Source organism: Paenibacillus sp. RRE4 (genome assembly GCF_031844205.1).
GTDB lineage: Bacteria > Bacillota > Bacilli > Paenibacillales > Paenibacillaceae > Paenibacillus > Paenibacillus xylanexedens_B.
The window spans coordinates 331125-350866 of sequence record NZ_JAUZUT010000002.1; the positions used below are offsets into that span (position 1 = coordinate 331125).

Sequence of the window (19742 nt, forward strand, 5' to 3'; positions counted from 1 at the left end):
ACCTTTACCCCTTCTTTCTGTTCGCTTTAGCAAGATACGTAAGTGGCGTTGAAGCGTTCATCTTCGCTGTCTGTTCTCCAAATACGTTGATGAACGTATTGTGCCAGATTACGTACAACTCACATGTGAGAATTATCACAATACCCACCTCCCCTGCGAAAAAAAGTGACCTTGGTCACACAATAGATAAAATTAAGCCTATCTAACCCACATGCCCGCGGCCTGTTTTGTCTTGAACTGTTGCATGTATTCTTGGAAGTTGTTCATGTTTGGAGACAAATGCCCATATGTTAGTGTCAGACGGAGATATGTGAAGTGCTGCAACGGCTTTTTTACATACCAAAAATCCCTTGTCAAAGTGTGGTGAGTTACAGATGGAACATGCGGAATCATTAACAGATACTGCTTCAAAGCCAAAACCAAAGCATGAAGAGCACTTGGAGAAGGCAGCCACCGATCTGTCTGTGTCCACAGACATTGCAGTCCAGTATGTGCTTTTCCCGCGAAAAGGAGGCTGGTCATCCTTCCCTTACCCGGACATCGCTGCTCTATTTGCAGCTCAAGAAGGTACGATCTTTTATGTCAGCAGCCGTACAGCTGAGGATGAGGAATTGCCAAAGGCCATTCAAGTAATCTCCCTTGCGGAAGCGGAGAAACGACTACAGGAACCTCACACAGCTGCAATCGTTGCACATCCATACTGGCTCATGGCTGTAGCTTCACTACAACCGGAAATATGTATTGCACTATTGCCTGAACCGGTAGGAGACGAAGCATCATCTCCACTCTGGGAGAGCAGTATCTCCAGACTTGTCGGCATTGCCGATCTGGTCGCCACATCCTCGGAAACCCGGTATATGAAGTTGCTCTTCCAAGGTACCCGTGCCATCTGGCTAGGGGGAGAAGACACTTCACCAGCCGGTTACATCCAATATGACGGTACACGTATTCCACTGCGGGATTATGAGATATTTTTTATGCATGCACTTCAGCAGGCACTGACTGGTAAACCAGACCGCATTACCACGCTTCAATGTCGTGTGCGAGCCGACTACTACAGACAGCTTCGAGCCAAAACAGGCGCTCATGAAACCATCTCGTTTCTTCTGTCCGCATATGAGTATTTACTGGAAGATTCCCGTGCCGCCGCCTCGCTCAAGGAAGCATTCACTCATGCTGTCATCAACGGAAGGCAGGATTGTGTGGTGTCCCATTACCGGTTCCTCTCCGCCATCTATGCGAGATCAGGTCAGGTTGAAGAAGCTCTGCAGGTGTTTGGCATCAGTGCAAATAACGAGCAAGAACGTCATCATTATGAGCAATTGTGCCGCTGGCTTGAAGCCGGAGAAGAACAGTTGGTTCGCGCAGAACTGCTGCGTATCAATGATGATTATGGCAGTGCTCTGCGCGTTCTGGATGAGCTTGGCGGGGAAACGGCAAGGCATTGGAAGTTCCGTATCTATCAGGAAACAGAGTGTGTGGAGGATGCGCTTGCGCTCGTTCATGCCAGTGATATTCAGGATGCAACCAGCCTTCTGCAATATCGACAACTATCCGGGACAGCACTGGCTCTTCGAGGCGAACGCCACGGTGCGGTAAGGCTGTTTCTGGAGACAGCTGCGGAGGATGAAGAGGCCTTGGCCCGGATTATGGAACTGGAGTTGCTGGATCAAGCCGTACAGCAGTTGCTTGGGGAGGTGCCTTAATGATAGATCCGAAGAAGCGCAGAACCCCTGGAAGTAGGCCCGTTATGCATGATTCGCTTCAAACGCCTTCGAATTCCGAAGCCCAAGGCGCCTCAAGTCAAGTTCATCGCATCGTTAACTCGCGGATCGAAGAAGAAACGAACTCCCCCGCGAGCCGTGATGTAGAGGTAGACGCGTACGAACAAAACTCTCCCGTACGTCGGGTACGCAAAAATAAAAACAACAAGCTGACTGCCATGCTTCAGGTACGTAATGAACAAGGACGGTATCTGGAAGAAGTGTTGCAAGATCTGAGTGAATTCGTGGATGAAATCGTCATCGTGGATGATGCCAGTACAGACGGAACACCGGAAATATGCAGAGCTTTCCCAAAAGTCGTACGTCTGGACGTGTTGGAGAAGCCGCTATTTGCCGAGGAATGGCGCCTTCGCAACACGTTATGGCAAGCAGCCGTCAGTACAGATCCAGACTGGCTTCTATCGGTAGATGCCGATGAACTATACAGTGCTGAAGCCAAAAAGGCAATGCGTAAACTCATTGATCAGGACTATGCAGACTGGTTTGCCTTCCGATTCTACGATATGTGGGGTTGCCGAACACATTATCGGGATGATGAGCTGTGGTCGATGCACAAACGTCACACCGCCTCCCTTGTCCGTTACATGCCGGGCTATCCTTACTTTTATCCGCAACAGAATCACCATGTTGCTCGTCTCCCCCTGTCCTGCACCGTGTTGCCAGGGGTGTGCACGGAACTGAAAGTTCAGCATCTCGGCTGGGCAGGGAGTTTGGAGGATCGGGTACGCAAATATTTACGGTACAAACGGATTGATCCGCATGGGGAATGGGGTAACCCAGCGCAGTATGAGTCCATTCTGGACCCTGAACCGCGCCTGCTCCCTTGGAAGGAGGAGTCGTAATATGGGCGTGGTCAGCATCCTGACCCATAGTTTTACCGATGGTTACAACCGGGAGTTTGGCCGGGTATTTGGCGGCGGACTGGAACGTTATATTCTCGATCTATGCAGTGTCATCCGCGGACTCGGACATATTCCGGAAGTGCACCAGCTGTCCTATTTCGAAGCATTCCAGACCCGAACCGAACAGATTGACGTCTATGGTTACGATTACGACATGGAAAATGTACCGGAAGCCTTTGACCGGATGGCCGCAGCAGCCCGCGGTCCAATCATCTATGCCAGTTGCCTCTGGCAACCCATTACCTATAAACCTGGCAGCCTCGGGATATGTCATGGAATTAATTGGGATCGCCCCCGCCTGCCGCTTGAGACGAAACGCCAGGTTGCCGATCACATTCAGCTGGCGCTGGACGGACTGGTTCGCATCGTTTCGGTAGACTCCCATTTCCAGACCTTCTGCCGGGCAGCTTGTACGTACACCGATTCAGAACAAATTGTGCTGATTCCCAACGCAGTGGACACCTCTTATTTCATCCCTGCTCCGCCAAGCAGGATGCTCACACCGCAGCATGAAGAGGAATGGATGACGGCATGGAAAAGAGATTTGCCACTCCAGACTGAACATGAAGACATTCTTGTTAAGGAATACAGAGGGGATGTTGCAGATCATCATACAGCAGGCCTTAATGATTCAGATTTAGATCGCAGTTCAGGGCAAAAAGCCAGAACGAAGAGTTTTAAGCGAGAGCAGGGTGAAGTCTCCGGTGTAGGTGCTTTTTCTTTCGAAAATGAATTTGCCGAACCTCCTTCTCATCAAGGTCACGATCATACGAATGACGCTGTGCCTGTGTCAGTTCCACGTCCAATCCGCATTCTGTATCCCCGCCGCATCAGTAGCGAGCGCGGTATCATTCCTATGATGCTTGCGGCAGATAAGCTGCTGGGGGCTTTTCCGGATGTGGAGGTTGAATTTGCCGGGGAACTGGTCGAAGGCAGTACGGTAGGCAGAGCCTTTCGCTATTGGCAGCGTACACATCCGCATACGGCCCGCATCCACCAGCATACGTACGATTTCAAAGATATTCGTGACGCTTACCATCAGGCAGATATCGTTGTTATACCTACGTTATTCTCGGAGGGAACCTCCTACGCATGCCTGGAAGCGATGAGCTGCGGTCTTCCGGTTATCGCTTCCAATGTCGGGGGACTCAATGATCTGATTCAGGATGGGTTCAACGGATTGCTCGTGCCTCCGGGTGAGCAGGCATTGACTGCCGCGCTCATCAGGCTCGTTCAGGATCGCGCCACGCGGGAGCGGCTTGGCATCTATGCGCGCGAAACCGCACTGTCTTATGATCTGTCCATATGGCGTAGCCGGTGGAGCAGGGTTCTGGAATCTTTTTTAGCTGAAACAGGATTGAAGGAGGCGATTCAAACATGATGGACACACCCGACACCACGTCAATGATGGAATCAAGGTACATCCGGCAAAGCGATCCGAAGACAGACACGCTCGTTTTCCCGCTTCATCCCGCCTGGTGGAGCCGTCCTTATGAGTATGAGTGGGCAAAGCAATTTGCACGTTCAAGCGACGTGGTACTGGATGCAGCCTGCGGCATTTCGCACCCGTTCAAATTTTGGCTCACGGAGCATTGCCGCGAAGTTCACGCATGTGATTGGGATGAACGCATCCTGTCGGAAGAGGCGATTCGTCTAGATATTGCGGCTGATTTTGGCGAACAGGCGGCTCTCCATCTGCCCGAACATTACCTCACCCGGCTTCATCGCGCTCAGGCCAATCTGGCGCAGCTTCCATATCGTCCCGAGCAGTTTGACCGCATATTCTGCATCTCTGTTCTGGAGCATCTGGACACGGGCACGATGCTACGGGCTTTTCGCGAATTCGCCCGGGTGTTGAAGCCAAACGGACAATTAATCGCCACGTTTGATGTACCCGAGATGCGACCGGATCTACTGGAAACGATCATGGCTGTCACAGGACTGACGATTGAAGATAAGTTAACCGTGGAAGAACCTGCCGACGCCATCTCCTCGGAGATGTATGGCGCGCCCATCCGCTGCTTCAGGGCTGTGATATGCAAGGCGGAAAAAGGATAGAGACGTTAGTCCCGCACGCCATTAATACATCAATTGCTGTGCTGAAAGCCGGGCATCCCGGGGCATCCGGCGCCATGGGTACGCCGGATCACAGGTACACCAGCAGCATGTTGCACTGCTGCTGGTAGGCTGGGGCATGGGCTGCGCCAGATTCCGTCAGGCGCAGCAGGGTCTGCAGGCCCGGCGGCGGTGCCTTCGCCGGGCGGCCTTGGGCGGCAGCATGCCGTGCCGTGATCCGGGCCGCGTAATCGGCCCAATCACGCGCCAGGCCCTGCCGCCCGGCGAGCAGCGCGAGCGTGCCCGCCAGGAGCGCATGCGCTGCGAGCGCCGGGGCGGGCACTTCGTCCGCGCAGGGCTGCTGCGCGCCGCCAGGCGTGCCGCATAGCGCAAGCAGCCCTGCGCGGACGTGAGCGGGCGCGCGCAGCAGCCCGCAGCGGGCCGCAGGCGGGAGCGCGGCGAGCAGCGCCAGCGCGCCGCCAGGCGGCAGGGCCTGCAGCAGGCGCAGCCATGCGGGCCAGGCGCCCACGGCGGCGAGCGCTTGCGCGGGTAGCGCCATGCTGCTCGGAGTGCCGCACGCCGGCGCGCCTTCGCCTTGCAGCAGCGCCTCTGCAGCACGCGCCACCTCCGGCACGGCTGCCTGCTGGCGAGTTGCCGCCGCACGCCCGGGCACGCCGCGCTCACGCTGCTTGTGGCCCAGCGCCCACAGTGCCAGCGCAGCCTCTGGCCCATGCTGCGCATGCGCTACCCACAGCCGCAGCGCCGTGCTCGCGGCTGCATCCTCGCCGATCTGGGCCAGCGCCAGCCCCTCGGCAAGCGGCTTCCCGCGTTGCGCCGGGCCCAGCGCCCCCGCATGGCGCAGCAGCCATTCCGGCCGATGCGCAGCCAGCGCTACCGAGACCAGTGCTTGCCACGCCGCTAGCGGCAAGCTCCCCCCCTCGGCTACGCCAGCAATGGCCTGCGGCCGTCCCGTGGCTGCCCCAAGGAGTAGCATTCGCTGCCATGCCGCCCCGTTGCCGGGCTGTATGCCCAGCGCTTCCGTATAGGATGCTTCCGCTTCTGCCCAGCGGCCATCCTGCTCATGTGCCATGCCTTCCAACGTTAGGCTGCGGTAGCTTCCGGCACCGGACACCGAGGTATACCGCACTGCTGTCGATGCAGCGGATTTCGCCTGCTTTAACCATTCTAATGCACGATCTGCCCGGCCCTGATCCAGTTCCAACACCGCGGCAAGTTCAAGCAGATCCGGGAAATCATCATACACCGTTACCCAGGTCTCCACCACAGAGAGCGCCAGCTCGAGCTGCCCCAATTCTCTCCACGTATAAGCTGTTTTTAACACCACATCCGAATGATATCCACACGTCGGATCAAGCTGTGCCAGCAGCGGCAACAGCAATCGAAGTGCTTCATCATACTTCGATTGCTGAAACCACTCGGCAGCCAGCGCATAGAGCAGTTCCTGCTGATCTGCTGTCTGCTGCAGAGCCAGCCGGATCAACCTCATGTTACGCACATCTTTTCGCTTAGCTGCAATGACCTCATCCAAATAACCGTAATGAACAACCTCGATGTCCGAATGACGAATCCCTTGCGGCATCAATGCGAGAATGGAAGAAGCGACTTCCTCATGGATTCTTCCACGAAAAGCAATTCGGGGGTCATTTCGAAATAAACGGCACACCTCGTCCGTTACACGTTCTTCGCCTGAAATACCCAGCAGACTCGTCACCTTAACCCAATACCCCCAGACCTCTTCACTCCCCGCTTCGAGCCATTCCAGCAACTCTGACTTTGTCCATAACGTATGCATCCACATTTCATCGGCATCGAGTACCAAAATCCATGAATAACTCGCGGCAGCGAGCGAAAGATTACGCGCCTGGCTAAAGTCTCCATTCCACTCTGTACTAATGATCGTTGCATCATATCGCTGAGCAATAGCTACGGAATCATCAGCCGAACCTGTATCCACGATAATGATCTCGTCTATGATTTCACGTACAGAACCCAGACAACGTTCCAGAAATTCGCTTTCATCCCTCACGATCATACATAAGCTGATACCTTCCTTCACCCGCACCCTGCCCTCCTTCCGTCAAAACCCTCCCTGCTGATCCTTCGCCTTCCATTTATTGTCCGCCGCTCTTCCGACTCAGCCCTCGAATCCGTCTGCTCCAGGCAACTCCAGCCGAATATGCTGAATGACAGGCCAGTATGAACGGCGCTGCCTTTTCCCAGGCTCCACCTGTTCCGTATCAGACGTAAGTTGCGCCAGATGGCGATCAGCTGCACTCACCATGCCTTGAACCAACCCTCCTGTTCCGCTCAACGTATCCAAGGCTCCTGCGAAAGGCTCCTTAGCCGATATTTCTTTGGCATCTGTACGCTCACTCTCGGATTGTTGTACCCGATTTTCTTCATGCTCCGGCTTACTTCCGGCATACTTTTCCTCTTCCAAACCTTTTCCCATGATTCCACCACCTGCATCCAGCAGCTGACGTCCCCGTTGAATCAATCCATGCAGCGCCTGCCATCTTCCAGACTGGACACACCCTTCCAGCATTAGCCCGAGAGCTTGCCAGCCCTCATACAGCCCTGCATGATCAGAGTCCGCCACACTCTCAAGTCCAGCTACATTCTCCTTTTTCGATCTGTTTCCCATCTCTACTACAGCCTTTCCCCATCCTGTAGACCCCGACTTTTCCTCAGATGCACTCTCTCTGCCCTCGCCTAACTGTGAGCTGTGCATCAGCCAACGGGTAAAAGCATCCTGTCCGCTTGTTTCCTGCCCCTCTTTCCCATCCAGCCATCGTAAACGTTCAAGCCAACGGGCAGCCATAGGGGCAAATGGACCCCTTTTTCGCTTCACCGTTTCGAGTTTCAAACGCGCGCTACTCCAGTCCCCTCGTTTTACATGCAGAACGGCCTCAGCCACCGAACGTTTCTCCCGTTGCTCGCCGGAAGAAGCAGACGTTAACTCCCCAAGCAATTCAAGCGCAGCATCGTAACAATGGCACTGTTCCAGAATACCCAGTACTTTAGACAAAGCCTCCTCCGAACTCAGGGCAAAACGCGACTCGATCACCGCCGGAATTTGCCCTTCCTGCCCTGATACGCGCATAATTCGAAACAGGCGATACAGCGGCGGTACCAAGCTGGATTTTGCCCGCACCGTTTCCACATAAGCATCGACCGCTCCTTCAAGATCGGCCTTTCCTTCCAGCAAGCGGCCCAGCGTGTACCATGTCTGGTATGTGCCCATTCCTTCTTCAGTGTGGAAAATCGCTGGAGGAGGCCCCTGCCGAACGGCTTTACGAAGCCATATCTCTGCAGCCTCTGTATCCCCCACAGCATCTGCACATATCGCCCGATGATGCATCAAATCTGTGTATTCCGGGAAAAGTTCCAGCGCCGCGTCCACACGCTCCAGTGCGTCCTGCCAGCGCTGCAAATGCTCCAGACAGCGGACTTCGTATTTCAACAGCAAATGAGCATAGCTGGTCACGGCAGGGTCAATCATCTTCCGCGCTTTGCCGAATGAATCCAGTGCCTGCTCCGCTTCACCCACACGCAAATACTCCACGCCCAAGTTATAGTGATGGAACGGTTGATTCGGCTCTTCCACCACCGCCTGCTGCAGTAGACGCACATTGCGATTCACCTTGTCCTTGCGCTCCACAACCACCGTCTGATACCCGTAATGGTGAATCACCATATCCGTGATATGAAACGCAGCCTCCGGATCTCGCTCACAGATCGCCGCCGCAATCTGCTCATGGATGCGACCCTTGAACCGATGCTCGGGATGATTGCGAAACAAACGCAGCACCGGATTGACCGTCGCGCCTTGCTGACCCGAACCCGTATAGTTATGAATGTTTAAAAACAATCCGTCGCAGCCGCTGACTTCCGTCCAGCTTCTGATCTGCTCCCGAGCTGTCGCTTCCAGCGCCTCGTCCGCATCAAGAAAGAGAATCCAGTCGCCGGAAGCCCGCTCCAGGCCAGCATTTCGTGCCGCGGCAAAATCATCGCACCACTCAAACTCAACGACCGACGCGCCATACTCCTGCGCAATGGCCACACTGCGATCAGATGATCCAGTATCTACTACAATGATCTCATCCACCGCACCCCGCACACTTTCAAGGCAACGTGGCAGCATCTCTTCCTCATCCTTGACGATCATGCACAGAGAGATCCGCTCGGCCTGACTCCGCTGTCTCTGATGCTGATGTGCCTGCATGGTGATTCCTCCTTTCTTTTGCATGATATACTGTCCGCCAAGGTATCCCCTCCGCTGTTCGCAACTGCTGTTCCAAAGCCAGCTGCTGATTCGCAAGTACTCTAACCTCGGAAGAACGATTCCGTTCCTGATGAATTAAACCGAGGGCCATTTGCAAGTAACAGATAGCCGCTCCAACACGGGCTTCACTGAAATCCGGCTTTTGCTCCAGTGCCTGTTCCAAGAGCGACAGTGCTTGCTCCAAATGTCCTTTGGAGTACAGCGTTTCGCCCAGACAGAACAGCCCTTCCGCATCCAATTCTCCTTCCGTCATACACTGAATCAGCATCTCGGCAGCAATCATCGTGTATCCATACCGATGCAACAGACCCGCATAATTCCGCCGAATTGCTGTTTCTGTCCTCTCAGGATCTGACATGATACAAGCCAAGCGCTCATGCAACTGCTGTGCGATGACCAACTGCCCGCTTTGGATCGCACGAGCCACTAACTGCCTTGCCATCATTTGCACAGGTTCGCTCCATTGCAGAAGTTGCCTATCCGATGCAGCAGGTACAGGAGGTCTAGAAGAACCAGCCGATAGAGTTCCAGGCTTATACTCAAACAGTAACCGGTCCGCTACCTTCCACATTCCCCTCTCCAGAGGAGATACTTTAGCCAAGAAGGATGAAGTCAAACGCCTGCCACTCGCCCAACATGCTAGCGCCCAATCACTTCGCTCATCCGATTGAAGGCTCATATCAGCATCATCCTCAACTCCTGACGTGATGACAGACGGGAAAGAAATCTGTTTATGCTCCTCTCTATCCGCTTCTCCCCAGCTACTCTGAGCGAGGTCCCATGCATCTGTAACTTGGCCTGCACACAACATCCAGTGAAGTTGATCACCTACTGGAACATGAATATGGGATGCCTCACCACCCAGAAGAAGTAATGCCTGTTTATACGCTCCGCAATTAGCGAGGGCATAGAGCATATGAATCAGCACGATCTCTGTTTCCTTTTCCAAAGTGGGGTGCGGCCGGTTCATTTGATCTGCATGATCTGTTCCACGGATCTGATGTAATCGGTTAGCTAAATGCATCAGCTGACCTGCAATGGAATCATCCGAATGCCCCTGTTGCTGCAATGCATCCGCCAATCCGATCCAAGCGGGTCTGTAGGCAGATAATTGCTCCAGGGCAAGCTCGTATAGCCGAACCGCTTCTTGCCCGAATCCCCGTTTCTGTGCAAGCCGCGCCATCGATGCATATGCCCGATAACTGCAAGAGCCTGCTTCTGTCACGTAAAAAGCTTTGTTCACGGCTTCTCCGCCGCCAGACCTTCCGTGATCATTCGGACCGGAGCCACAGGTGCTCGCCCGTGCATAGGCACGATAAGCCCGTTCCTGCAAACCCTGCTGCTCCAGAACTTCACCGTATATCAAATGGAGATCAGCGTATGCAGGGTAACGTTGAGTTTCTGCGGAAAGTAGCAGATGGGCTTCTTCGTAACGCTCCAGTTCTACCAGTACTTTCGCCAAATCTCTTACAAGGGTGGGGCGATAGGGAGCTTGCCATACGGCTCGTTTCAGCGACTCACTAAAAGCCTCCGCCGCTTGCCCAGGGTCACCCAGTTGGCAGCGTGTTACGCCCAGATTGTAAAGGTGAAAAGGGTCTGCCGGATGATCGGCAAGCTCCCGCTCGATCAGGTGCAAATTACGCTTGGCTTTATCCCCTTTGGCGATTACGGTAGCTAGATAACCATCATGCCCCAGACGCAAAGGGGCAAGCGGCTCAACTTTTACATCTGTGTCTGTGTCTGCATCTACATCTACGTCTGCTAAATTGCCTGTTGCACATATTTCAGGTGAATCAGAGTGTATGCTCATCTTTTTTTGGGGCTTATTTAGGGTAATGTCAGAGCTTTGGTCATCCATGTTTTGGCGAAACAGCTGTTCATGAATGCGCCCTGTGTACTGATAGCCATGCTGGGCACGGAACAGCCGTACAGGATGGGACAGGATCTTGTCCTCCGTCCCTTCTCCGTATTGATTTTCGATTGTGATGCGTAAACGGGTGATGCTCTTATGGACGTTTGGCAAAAAACTCATTAATTGTTCCAATCCTTCGATGACATACTCATCGGCATCCAGACAGAGAATCCATTCCGTCGTTGCCAGGGGCAGGCTAATATTTCGGGCTTTAGCAAAATCATCTTCCCAACTGGCGTGTAGCACTGTCGCACCATATGTTCTGGCAATATCAGCTGTCCGGTCGGACGAGCCTGTATCTGTAATGAACCATTCCAAGCCTGCTTGCTTCAAGCTGTCCAGACAGCGGGGCAGGTGCTGCTCTTCATTTTGCACAATCATATGAATGCCGAGTAACCGGTTCTGCATCCCCATTAACCTCCGATACAAAAAAAGTACATGAAGCCCACCAAAGTGAACTCCATGTACCTATATGACAGCCAAGCGGGTTATGTGCCTTGTCCATTGAAGAACACGTCAATCGTACTCGGTGCACCAAGCAGACTCGAGCGATAAGAAAGACGTGTGTATTTCAGAAACCGTTGAGGTACCAAAACATCTACAGAACCGGATAGAATCCCTGTTACCGTAGCTACATCCGTATACCAGTTGGTTCCGTTAGCACTGATTTCCACTTGCGCATCTACCCTGTTCAATCCCGGCCCCCTGTTATATACGAAGAAAGAGTATGTGCCGAATACACTCGTTGTTACAGCAGGCAGCGATGTAAACGTGTTAGCCGTCGGCGTGCCGATAAGCTGGTTCTCTTGAAAACTTTTTTGGGAGATGGATGTAACGCTGCTCAGTGTACCGGCCGTAATCGTGGCACCAAGCACGCTGGTAATGGTTCCGTTCAACAGGTTGGTTAACGTACCTGCGGTAATGGTCGCGCCCAGTACACTCGTGAGCGTACCATTCAGCAAGTTGGTCAACGTTCCAGCTGTCACTGTTGCACCGAGGACACTCGTGATCGTTCCGTTTAAAAGGTTCGTCAGCGTTCCGGCTGTTAAGGTAGCACCAAGCACACCGGTAATCGTTCCGGCTGTAATTGTTGCTCCAAGCACACTCGTAATTGTACCTGCTGTGATCGTTGCGCCGAGGACATTCGTGATCGTTCCGTTTAACAAATTCGTTAGTGTACCCGCGGTAATCGTCGCGCCAAGTACGCTGGTGAGCGTACCATTTAACAGGTTCGTTAATGTACCTGCCGTCAACGTTGCACCGAGCACACTTGTGATTGTGCCTGCCGTAATCGTAGCACCCAATACACTGGTGATGGTTCCCGCCGTGATCGTTGCTCCAAGCACATTGGTAATCGTACCGTTTAGCAAGTTCGTCAGGGTCCCGGCCGTGATGGTAGCCCCGAGGACGCTGTTAATCGTTCCTGCCGTAATCGTTGCGCCGAGCACACTAGTAATTGTACCGTTCAAAAGGTTGGTTAATGTTCCGGCAGTGACGGTTGCCCCAAGCACGCTGGTAATGGTACCGTTCAGCAAGTTGGTCAGGGTCCCGGCTGTTACTGTCGCTCCCAGCACACTGGTGATGGTTCCCGCCGTAATCGTGGCACCCAGTACATTCGTGATCGTACCATTCAGAATGTTGGTGATTGTCCCTGCATTAATCGTAACCGTGGTCAGACCTGAAATGTTACTAATTGTCCCGTCCAGAATGATACCTACCACATTCCCGCTTGTATCCGTTCTGACGGGCTGAGCCGTACCTGTACTATCCTGACCAAAAATCAGTGTTCTCAGGTTATCCGGATTCGTATTAAACGTTGTAAAGTTAGGCATGAGCCTCGTCCTCCTCCCTGGACAATCTGTGTAATTAAACTACCTTACGAGCATACGCTGTGCCTGAAAATATACATCAAGCCGAGTAGGCTGAGCCGGATTTACAGGCAGGAGCACAAGCCGGGTATAATGCAGAAATCGCAAGGGAACCAGCGCCTTCGTCTGGCCTCCCTCAATGACTTCCTGACTATCCACCGCATAATCTACGGCATTCGGGCTGACCTGAACTTGAACGATCGCTGGATGTTTCCCGCGGTTCACCACGCCATAGCTGTACATGCTCAGAGATGAGGTATCCTGCGGCGGGAGGGCATGTTCACCCTGACCTGTCTCAGCTCCAGTGTAGGTATGCTCTGTAAAACAGTGAGTAGCACCAGGGAGTTTCGTGCGTGAGAAAGCACCCTGTTTGAACCTGGGACGGGTAATCCGGGAACAAGGGGGCTTCAGCAGTTTGGCGCGGCGAGAACAACAGGATGGGCGGCGGCTGACATATTTAGTTTTTGGTTTCATTGTCCGCTTGGCTGAAGGTTTCGTTCTCTTCCTGCTTCGCTTGGCTGTTCGACTCATCTCGATTTCCCCTTAAAAAATGTGCTTACGCATCGTATGCCCGGAATAGAAATACGGGCACGGCATCTGCCGTTATTTGAAAATTCGGATGCAATCCCAAACGCTTTCTCTTCCTTTTACATACCATGCTAGTAATGAGGACAGGCGAAATAACGTAGGCCATAAGCTATTCTCCATCTATTTCATTGTTTAGAGGAGGTTAAGTGGGATGACCAATACGAATGTGTTCAACCAATCTAATGGCCCTTTATACACACAGCTTACCAATACCTTCGCGGCTCCGGGAATTGGGGCGGCTCCGGATACTGGCGCGGCTGCGGCAGGAAGTTTTTTTGCCCTGACAACCAACAATGTTTCTATTCCTTCGAGCCAAAATCTCCTTCTACAAATTCTAAATGCCGCCGGAAGCGGCAGAACGATACGCATTGCGAGCTTATCAGGGGGCACAACAGCAGCAGCCACACTTGTGGTCTATTCCGGCGGAACCGTCACTGTCGGCAGCACCCCCGTACCCGTCAATACATTGCTAGGCAATGCCAACACCAGTATCGTAACGACAAGGCAGAATACAGGAACACTTGGGGGTACCTTCACCAGCCTTCTAAGCATTCCGCTCACCGCAGGTCTGTATGCTCTCGATTTGAACGGCTCTATTGTCGTTCCTCCAGGTCAATCGTTATCCATAAGCTTGGGAACCGGAAGCCAGGTGGGGTCTATCAATCTATTTTGGTGGGAATTCTAACATGAATTTGAGTAAAGGTGGTGCAAATCATGCCGAACAATAATGTATTTAATCCCTTGAACCAACCCGTCTACACGTCAAACACAAACACATACATCTCGCCCGGCATTGTTGCTCCACCCGAAAACAGTGCCGGCAGCACAGGCAATCTGTATAATGCAGGCTCTACAAACTCCACTACTTTAGGTATACTCGGTGGAAGCGTAACAGCCACTTTGCAACTCGCCAATCCAGCCGGAAGTGGCAGAACCTTGTATGTCTCGCGATTGTCCGGTGGCATTACTGTCGCACTCAACTTGTTATCTTCTTTCAGTGGAACGATGACTCTAAGTGCAAACGGTACCCTCTCATCTCCAAGCACACTCACAGCCGTAAACAGCAATCTCTCCAGCAGTAACACAAGTGTTGCTCTCGTTCGATTTTCTACAGCAACCCCATCCGGTGCTACCGCTATCATGTCCATGCCTCTGCAAGTTGGTCCATTTCAATCCAACGAGTTCGGGAAATACGTGATTCCTCCGGGTCAGGCCATAAACCTGTCCGTCACCGGATCACTAACTGTTGCCGGTTTGTTAGCCTCCACAACGTATTTCACTTGGTGGGAAGTGTGATGGTCTATAGCCTTGCCTCTGTGCAGGCAAAGAACAGAAATAGCCACGTTCGGATAAATACCGAAGGCGGCTATTTCATATGCCAAGATGTGGAATGTGCCAGAAGCATCAGGTACAGCCATTTATTCCTTTGAATTCCCATCGACTTTAGTGAGTTCATTCATTCCAGCTATGGGACAAGCCTTTTACGAAATTCCTTGTTGGGCAGATTCTGTCTTCTCTACCGAAGAAGTTCTGCTAATCGACCATAACATTCGCTGTAACAAGATGCCCCCAAGTCCAATGGCTACTGTAACCAATCCAATCATTTGAAAGGTTGGACTCGGCCCGACAGAATGAATGAGTGCACCTCCCGCCAGCGGGGCAGCGACCAGCACCACACTGTATAACGAGTTTTGAATGCCGAATACACGTCCTACATAGTCAGGAGAGGTCTCTTTTTGCAGTAAATAATTCATCGTAACCATAAACAGTCCATTACCCAGACCAATACACAAGCCCAAGACAATAATCCATGCTGTCGATGTATCTCGACCAACCCAGCCTAGTGCTGCAATGCCAGCCCCAATGAGAAAATAACCGCCCCCAAGCCCCCACCCGTATCCTAACCTTGGCAATCGGTTTAACAGCAAAATAATAAACACCGCTCCCGCTCCTACGGATGAACCGAGCCAGCCGAGCAGGGATTCATTACCGGGCTTGATCCCCCGAAACAGGGTAGAAAATTGATATTCGATCATCAGAATAGACATCAGGCCCAAACATCCAAACACGATAGTATTCCTCACCGCGCGACTCCGGCGTAAATACCTCCAGCCTTCCTGCCACTGCGTGAAGAAAGATTCCGGTTCCTTCGGAACTTCACCGGCATTCCCGCTTTGGATAACAGGTTCCTTCTTCTCCACCAAACGTCGCAATGGCCATAACACAGCGCCCGATAATAGACGAGCACACGCATTGATCAGAATACAGATTTGCGGAGAGAAAAAGGCTAATACCACCGCGCCCAGAAGCGGACCCGCTATCTTCGCACATTGATTCACAAAACCATTCAGGGACGACGCCTGAAACAGTTGCTCCTCCGCCACGATCTGGCGTGTCAACGCCTGTTGAGCAGGAACATGAAATACACTCATCATTGCACGCAGAGCAAGAAGGGGTAGTAGCCATGCCGGACTTGGCACAAATAGAATCCCTACGGTTAGTGCGATGGTAATGCCATCACAGAGAATCATGATTCTCACTTTATGGAGTCGATCAGCCAGCGCTCCGGCTACCGATCCAAACAGGATGCCCGGTACAGCCATGCAGACAGGGATCAGCGCGATAATCAGCGGATCAGCACCCCAGCGGTAAGCCACCATGACTTGTATTGCCAGTGCATCGAACCAGTCGCCAAAGGTGGCGAGTGCATAAGCAACGAATAGACGCATAAATCGCAAATTAGCCCAAAGGCTTTTAGTGTTTTTTGTAGCAGATTTACCAGATGAATCATCTGGTTTAGATGAAGGAAATACGTCGTTTCTTGATGAGTTCGCTGGGCGAGATGGATTCTCTGCATTGGATAAGTGGTGTTCTTCCGTCCTTGATGATTGTTGCTTCATACTTGATTTTCCTCCCTTGATTACAACCAGCTTGTAAAATGGATTGCTCCTTGGCTGTAATCATAGAGGCATTATGTCAGAGGAAGATCAGACGACTCGGAATCCGTTAATAAAAAGCGACGAATGGTGTTCACGATCTGTTGCCCGTATGCGGGAACACCATATGTCTTACCGATCTCTGTATATATCTGCTGATATTTATTGCGGAGCCTTCCCTCAATTTGATGGTGATCCATATACAGGAGGATCTGATAGGCTGAATTTAGATAGAGCGGAGCATTGAGTGACATTTTTAATACATCCAGACCGTCATCCATTCGCAGTTCTGCCTCTCGTACCCGTCCCTGTCGAAGTAGCCACAGGCCCTCCATCACCTGAAAGCGCCCAATTTCTCGCAAGTAGGGAGCATCCTTTAATTCAGATCGTAGCTCAGCCAATTGTTCCTCTACAGTTTCACCACCCCCACCCCACAGTTCAACCGATAACGCGGCAAGGCCTACGGGTAATTTAAAATAAGTCAACTGTTCTGCTTCCATTACCTGATATGTCTCTTTCAGTAGCCTCTTGGCTTCCTGATACTGACCCGTCTCGGCGTAAATATCAATAATATTCAGAATGCGCAGTTCCTGACGATACTCGGCGGGCAACACAGGTGAATCAATCGCTAGCTTGTATAATTCTAGACTTTGGGGTGGCTCTATGAGAGCATGCACGTAGATTAATAGCCAGTACAGGCGCTCTTCCAAAGGGAAGTCATCTGTGCTCGTCAGCCATTCCAGATCTCCCTGGATAAAATGCATATATAATTGGTAGTACGGTGCGATCTTCAGCCCAAGCGCTTCCTGCTGATGAACCAGCATCTGAATGGAATTACCCTGCCCGAACAGATGATATTTGCGAAGCAGTCCGTGAATCACTTCCTGCATCTCTGGATCATGAACCGAAGGATTAGAGGGCAACATCGCTTTGTTCTCCCGTAAGGCAAGTCGGTAGCCATACCCCCTCACGGTATCCAGGCTAATCTCATCCCAGCGTTTCAATTTCTTCCGTAAACGATAGATATGATCATCTACGGTTCGTTCCACCGGATATTCTAGCGGCCATACCCGATCCAGCAGTTGACTGCGTGTAAAGGCCTTATCTTTGTTTTCGTACAGAAAATGCAAAAGCGCAAACTCCTTCGCCAGCAAGCGAATCGCATCCATTTGCTGAGATACCGTATAGGTTCCCTCATCAAATTGCAGAGACATTCTCGTTCCTCCCTTGTGTGCTTCGATGTATGACATATGATAAATCAGCTATCTGCTCTATCTCGTCGGGCTTATGTATCTCTCCAGTATCTTTCATCTTTCAATTTTCTTTCAAGCGGTTCTGCAGACTCTTATCCCTTATCTCTTATATCTAGTCTCTACACCCATCTCGAACCTCTTAAACATAACATAAAAAAGCTCTTTGCGATAACGCAAAGAGCCTTGTTTCTCAACATTATAACGGATCTCACTTAACATGAATTCAACCCTTTTGGGGTAAGAATGTGCACTGTTTTTCCAGAAGGCATCCCTGCACCCTGGTGCCTATCCCAGTACCACGCGGTCATCCGCCATCTTCTTGCCGCTAATGCGCTCGAATTCACCGAGCAGCTCGGGCACCGTGAGCGTGCGCTTACGCTCTTCACTGACATCGAGAATGATGCGGCCCTTATCCATCATGATCAGGCGGTTACCAAGGCGAATGGCCTGTTCCATATTGTGCGTTACCATCAGCGTGGTAAGTCTCATCTCGCGGACAAGTGTCTCTGTCAGCTCGGTAATCAGCTCTGCACGAGATGGGTCAAGCGCCGCTGTGTGTTCATCCAACAGCAAAATCTGTGGCTGAGTAAAGGTTGCCATCAACAAGCTGAGCGCCTGGCGCTCACCGCCGGAAAGAAGGCCCACCTTGGCATTGGGACGTTTCTCCAGCCCAATGCCAAGCTTCTCCAGCTGTGCGTTAAAGATCTCACGTCTCGCGCGTGTCACACCAAAGCCGAGCCCGCGTCCTTTGCCACGTTTGTATGCCATCGCCATGTTCTCTTCGATCGACATATGCGGCGCGGTTCCAGCCATCGGGTCTTGAAAGACACGGCCGATCCAGCTACTGCGTTTATGCTCTGGCAGATTCTTGATCGAGCGATCATTAATCAGCACATCGCCCATATCAGGTTTCATCACACCTGAGATAATGTTCATCAAGGTTGATTTCCCGGCGCCGTTACTGCCAATAACCGTTACGAAATCACCCGGATTCATAATCAGATTCACACCAACCAGAGCTGTTTTCTCATCCGTTGTGCCCGGGTTGAACAGTTTGGTGACTTGTGTAATCTCTAACATGCTACATGCCCCCCTTTGCCTGTTGGCCGCCGGAACGCATCAGCTCTTCGGTCCGTTTGCGAGCGAGGCTACGCTGTTTCATCGAACGCTGCATCGTTGGGAAGACGAGTGCGATAATAACGATAACGGCAGTGATCAGCTTCAGGTCAGATGTATCAAACCATTCCACCTGCAAAGCCAGTGCAACCACAATCCGGTAGATAATGGAACCGACAACTGCTGCCAGCGTCGCCCAGAATACCGTTCTGGCACCCAGGATCGCTTCGCCAATAATGACGGAGGCCAGACCAATAACGATCATGCCAATGCCCATTGTAATATCAGCAAACCCGGATTGCTGGGCAATAAACGCACCAGATAAGGCTACCAGTCCATTGGACAAACTGACCCCAATAATGGTCGTTACGTCCGTATTCGCACCAAAGCTGCGAATCATGCGTTTGTTATCCCCTGTAGCGCGGAGCGCGAGTCCGATATCTGTTTTCATGAACAGATCGAGCATGATTTTAAATACCAGCACAACGATAATGATAATGATCATGACATGTTCGCCTGAAAACGGCGTTTCCACGCCCATAATCGATTTATTCGGTGCACCAAGAATACGCATGTTGATCGAATACAGAGCGATCATCATCAGAATCCCGGACAGTAGTCCGTTAATTTTGCCTTTCGTATGCAGCAGACCCGTTAGGGCTCCAGCGATCATGCCGCCAGCCATAGCTGCCAAGCAGGCCAGCCAAGGGGAGTAATCATTGGAGATCATGACCGCCGCAATAGCGCCTCCTGTAGTAAAACTTCCGTCTACGGTAAGATCGGGGAAATCCAGAATGCGAAACGTTATATACACACCAAGTGCCATTAGTGCATATAACAGTCCCAGTTCAATGGCCCCTTCAATGGAATTCCAACTTATGCTCACACTGCTTCCTCCCTGTCTATCTCTCTATCTGAAAAGAATGAGGCGAACCCACCTGCACGTTCGCCTCACCTCCATCTACCGAAGTATTGTTTTACTGTCAGGTACTCAATAAATCAATCTGGCCGCTGCTTCATCG

Annotated in this window: 17 protein-coding genes; 6 read left to right on the plus strand and 11 right to left on the minus strand. The window is 52.0% G+C overall.

Annotated elements, in window-relative coordinates:
• Nucleotides 1–4 precede the first annotated feature (4 nt).
• The gene (locus Q9R46_RS18490) at nt 5–139 is read right to left on the minus strand and encodes a hypothetical protein (protein ID WP_260989910.1); all 135 of its coding nucleotides are present in this window, start codon (nt 137–139) and stop codon (nt 5–7) included.
• A 235-nt stretch (nt 140–374) separates the two neighbouring features.
• Between Q9R46_RS18490 and Q9R46_RS18495 the strand changes: the two genes are divergently transcribed.
• Genes Q9R46_RS18495 through Q9R46_RS18510 form a run of 4 tightly spaced genes read left to right on the plus strand, consistent with a single transcriptional unit; the run spans nt 375 to nt 4744 of the window.
• The gene (locus Q9R46_RS18495) at nt 375–1706 is read left to right on the plus strand and encodes a hypothetical protein (protein WP_311281240.1); all 1332 of its coding nucleotides are present in this window, start codon (nt 375–377) and stop codon (nt 1704–1706) included.
• Complete coding sequence (locus Q9R46_RS18500) at nt 1706–2626, plus strand: glycosyltransferase (protein ID WP_311281241.1); 921 nt, start codon at nt 1706–1708, stop codon at nt 2624–2626. The genes Q9R46_RS18495 and Q9R46_RS18500 overlap by 1 nt, the downstream gene beginning before the upstream one ends.
• 1 nt (nt 2627) lies before the next feature.
• Nucleotides 2628–4067 carry a glycosyltransferase family 4 protein gene (locus Q9R46_RS18505; protein ID WP_311281242.1) on the plus strand — a complete coding sequence of 480 codons (1440 nt, stop codon included), beginning with the start codon at nt 2628–2630 and terminating at the stop codon, nt 4065–4067.
• Complete coding sequence (locus Q9R46_RS18510; RefSeq protein WP_311281243.1) at nt 4064–4744, plus strand: class I SAM-dependent methyltransferase; 681 nt, start codon at nt 4064–4066, stop codon at nt 4742–4744. Before Q9R46_RS18505 ends, Q9R46_RS18510 begins: the two co-directional genes overlap by 4 nt.
• A gap of 88 nt (nt 4745–4832) precedes the next feature.
• Here the strand turns inward: Q9R46_RS18510 and Q9R46_RS18515 are convergent, their stop codons facing one another.
• From Q9R46_RS18515 to Q9R46_RS18535, 5 genes are all read right to left on the minus strand, one after another.
• On the minus strand, nt 4833–6818 hold the full coding sequence (locus Q9R46_RS18515) for a tetratricopeptide repeat-containing glycosyltransferase (RefSeq protein WP_311281244.1): 1986 nt from the start codon (nt 6816–6818) through the stop codon (nt 4833–4835).
• Nucleotides 6819–6896: 78 nt separating this feature from the next.
• Nucleotides 6897–8987, minus strand: coding sequence for a tetratricopeptide repeat-containing glycosyltransferase family 2 protein (locus tag Q9R46_RS18520; protein ID WP_311281245.1), 2091 nt, complete (start codon nt 8985–8987; stop codon nt 6897–6899).
• On the minus strand, nt 8914–11367 hold the full coding sequence (locus Q9R46_RS18525; protein WP_311281246.1) for a glycosyltransferase: 2454 nt from the start codon (nt 11365–11367) through the stop codon (nt 8914–8916). The genes Q9R46_RS18520 and Q9R46_RS18525 overlap by 74 nt, the downstream gene beginning before the upstream one ends.
• 80 nt (nt 11368–11447) lie before the next feature.
• A complete protein-coding gene (locus Q9R46_RS18530; RefSeq protein ID WP_311281247.1) occupies nt 11448–12791 on the minus strand; it encodes a DUF6385 domain-containing protein in 1344 nt (447 codons plus the stop codon).
• A 39-nt stretch (nt 12792–12830) separates the two neighbouring features.
• Nucleotides 12831–13358: a DUF6385 domain-containing protein gene (locus Q9R46_RS18535; protein ID WP_311281249.1), complete on the minus strand. Its 528-nt coding sequence runs from the start codon at nt 13356–13358 to the stop codon at nt 12831–12833.
• 208 nt (nt 13359–13566) lie between these two features.
• Between Q9R46_RS18535 and Q9R46_RS18540 the strand changes: the two genes are divergently transcribed.
• A complete protein-coding gene (locus Q9R46_RS18540; RefSeq protein ID WP_311281250.1) occupies nt 13567–14100 on the plus strand; it encodes a hypothetical protein in 534 nt (177 codons plus the stop codon).
• A gap of 70 nt (nt 14101–14170) precedes the next feature.
• Here the strand turns inward: Q9R46_RS18540 and Q9R46_RS18545 are convergent, their stop codons facing one another.
• On the minus strand, nt 14171–14557 hold the full coding sequence (locus Q9R46_RS18545; RefSeq protein ID WP_311281251.1) for a hypothetical protein: 387 nt from the start codon (nt 14555–14557) through the stop codon (nt 14171–14173).
• Between Q9R46_RS18545 and Q9R46_RS18550 the strand changes: the two genes are divergently transcribed.
• On the plus strand, nt 14556–14711 hold the full coding sequence (locus Q9R46_RS18550; RefSeq protein WP_311281252.1) for a hypothetical protein: 156 nt from the start codon (nt 14556–14558) through the stop codon (nt 14709–14711). The two genes, Q9R46_RS18545 and Q9R46_RS18550, sit on opposite strands and share 2 nt — an antisense overlap.
• 185 nt (nt 14712–14896) lie before the next feature.
• On the opposite strand, the gene Q9R46_RS18555 is transcribed toward Q9R46_RS18550, so the two are convergent.
• The 4 genes from Q9R46_RS18555 to Q9R46_RS18570 form a co-directional block, all read right to left on the minus strand.
• Nucleotides 14897–16315, minus strand: coding sequence for an MFS transporter (locus tag Q9R46_RS18555; protein ID WP_311281253.1), 1419 nt, complete (start codon nt 16313–16315; stop codon nt 14897–14899).
• A 71-nt stretch (nt 16316–16386) separates the two neighbouring features.
• Entirely contained in the window at nt 16387–17565 is a 1179-nt protein-coding gene (locus Q9R46_RS18560) for a winged helix-turn-helix domain-containing protein (protein ID WP_311281254.1), read from the minus strand.
• Between the two features lie 324 nt (nt 17566–17889).
• Nucleotides 17890–18684, minus strand: a complete 795-nt coding sequence (locus Q9R46_RS18565) for an ABC transporter ATP-binding protein (RefSeq protein WP_311281255.1) — start codon at nt 18682–18684, stop codon at nt 17890–17892.
• A 1-nt stretch (nt 18685) separates the two neighbouring features.
• Complete coding sequence (locus Q9R46_RS18570; RefSeq protein ID WP_240036800.1) at nt 18686–19546, minus strand: ABC transporter permease; 861 nt, start codon at nt 19544–19546, stop codon at nt 18686–18688.
• Between the last annotated feature and the right edge of the window lie 196 nt (nt 19547–19742).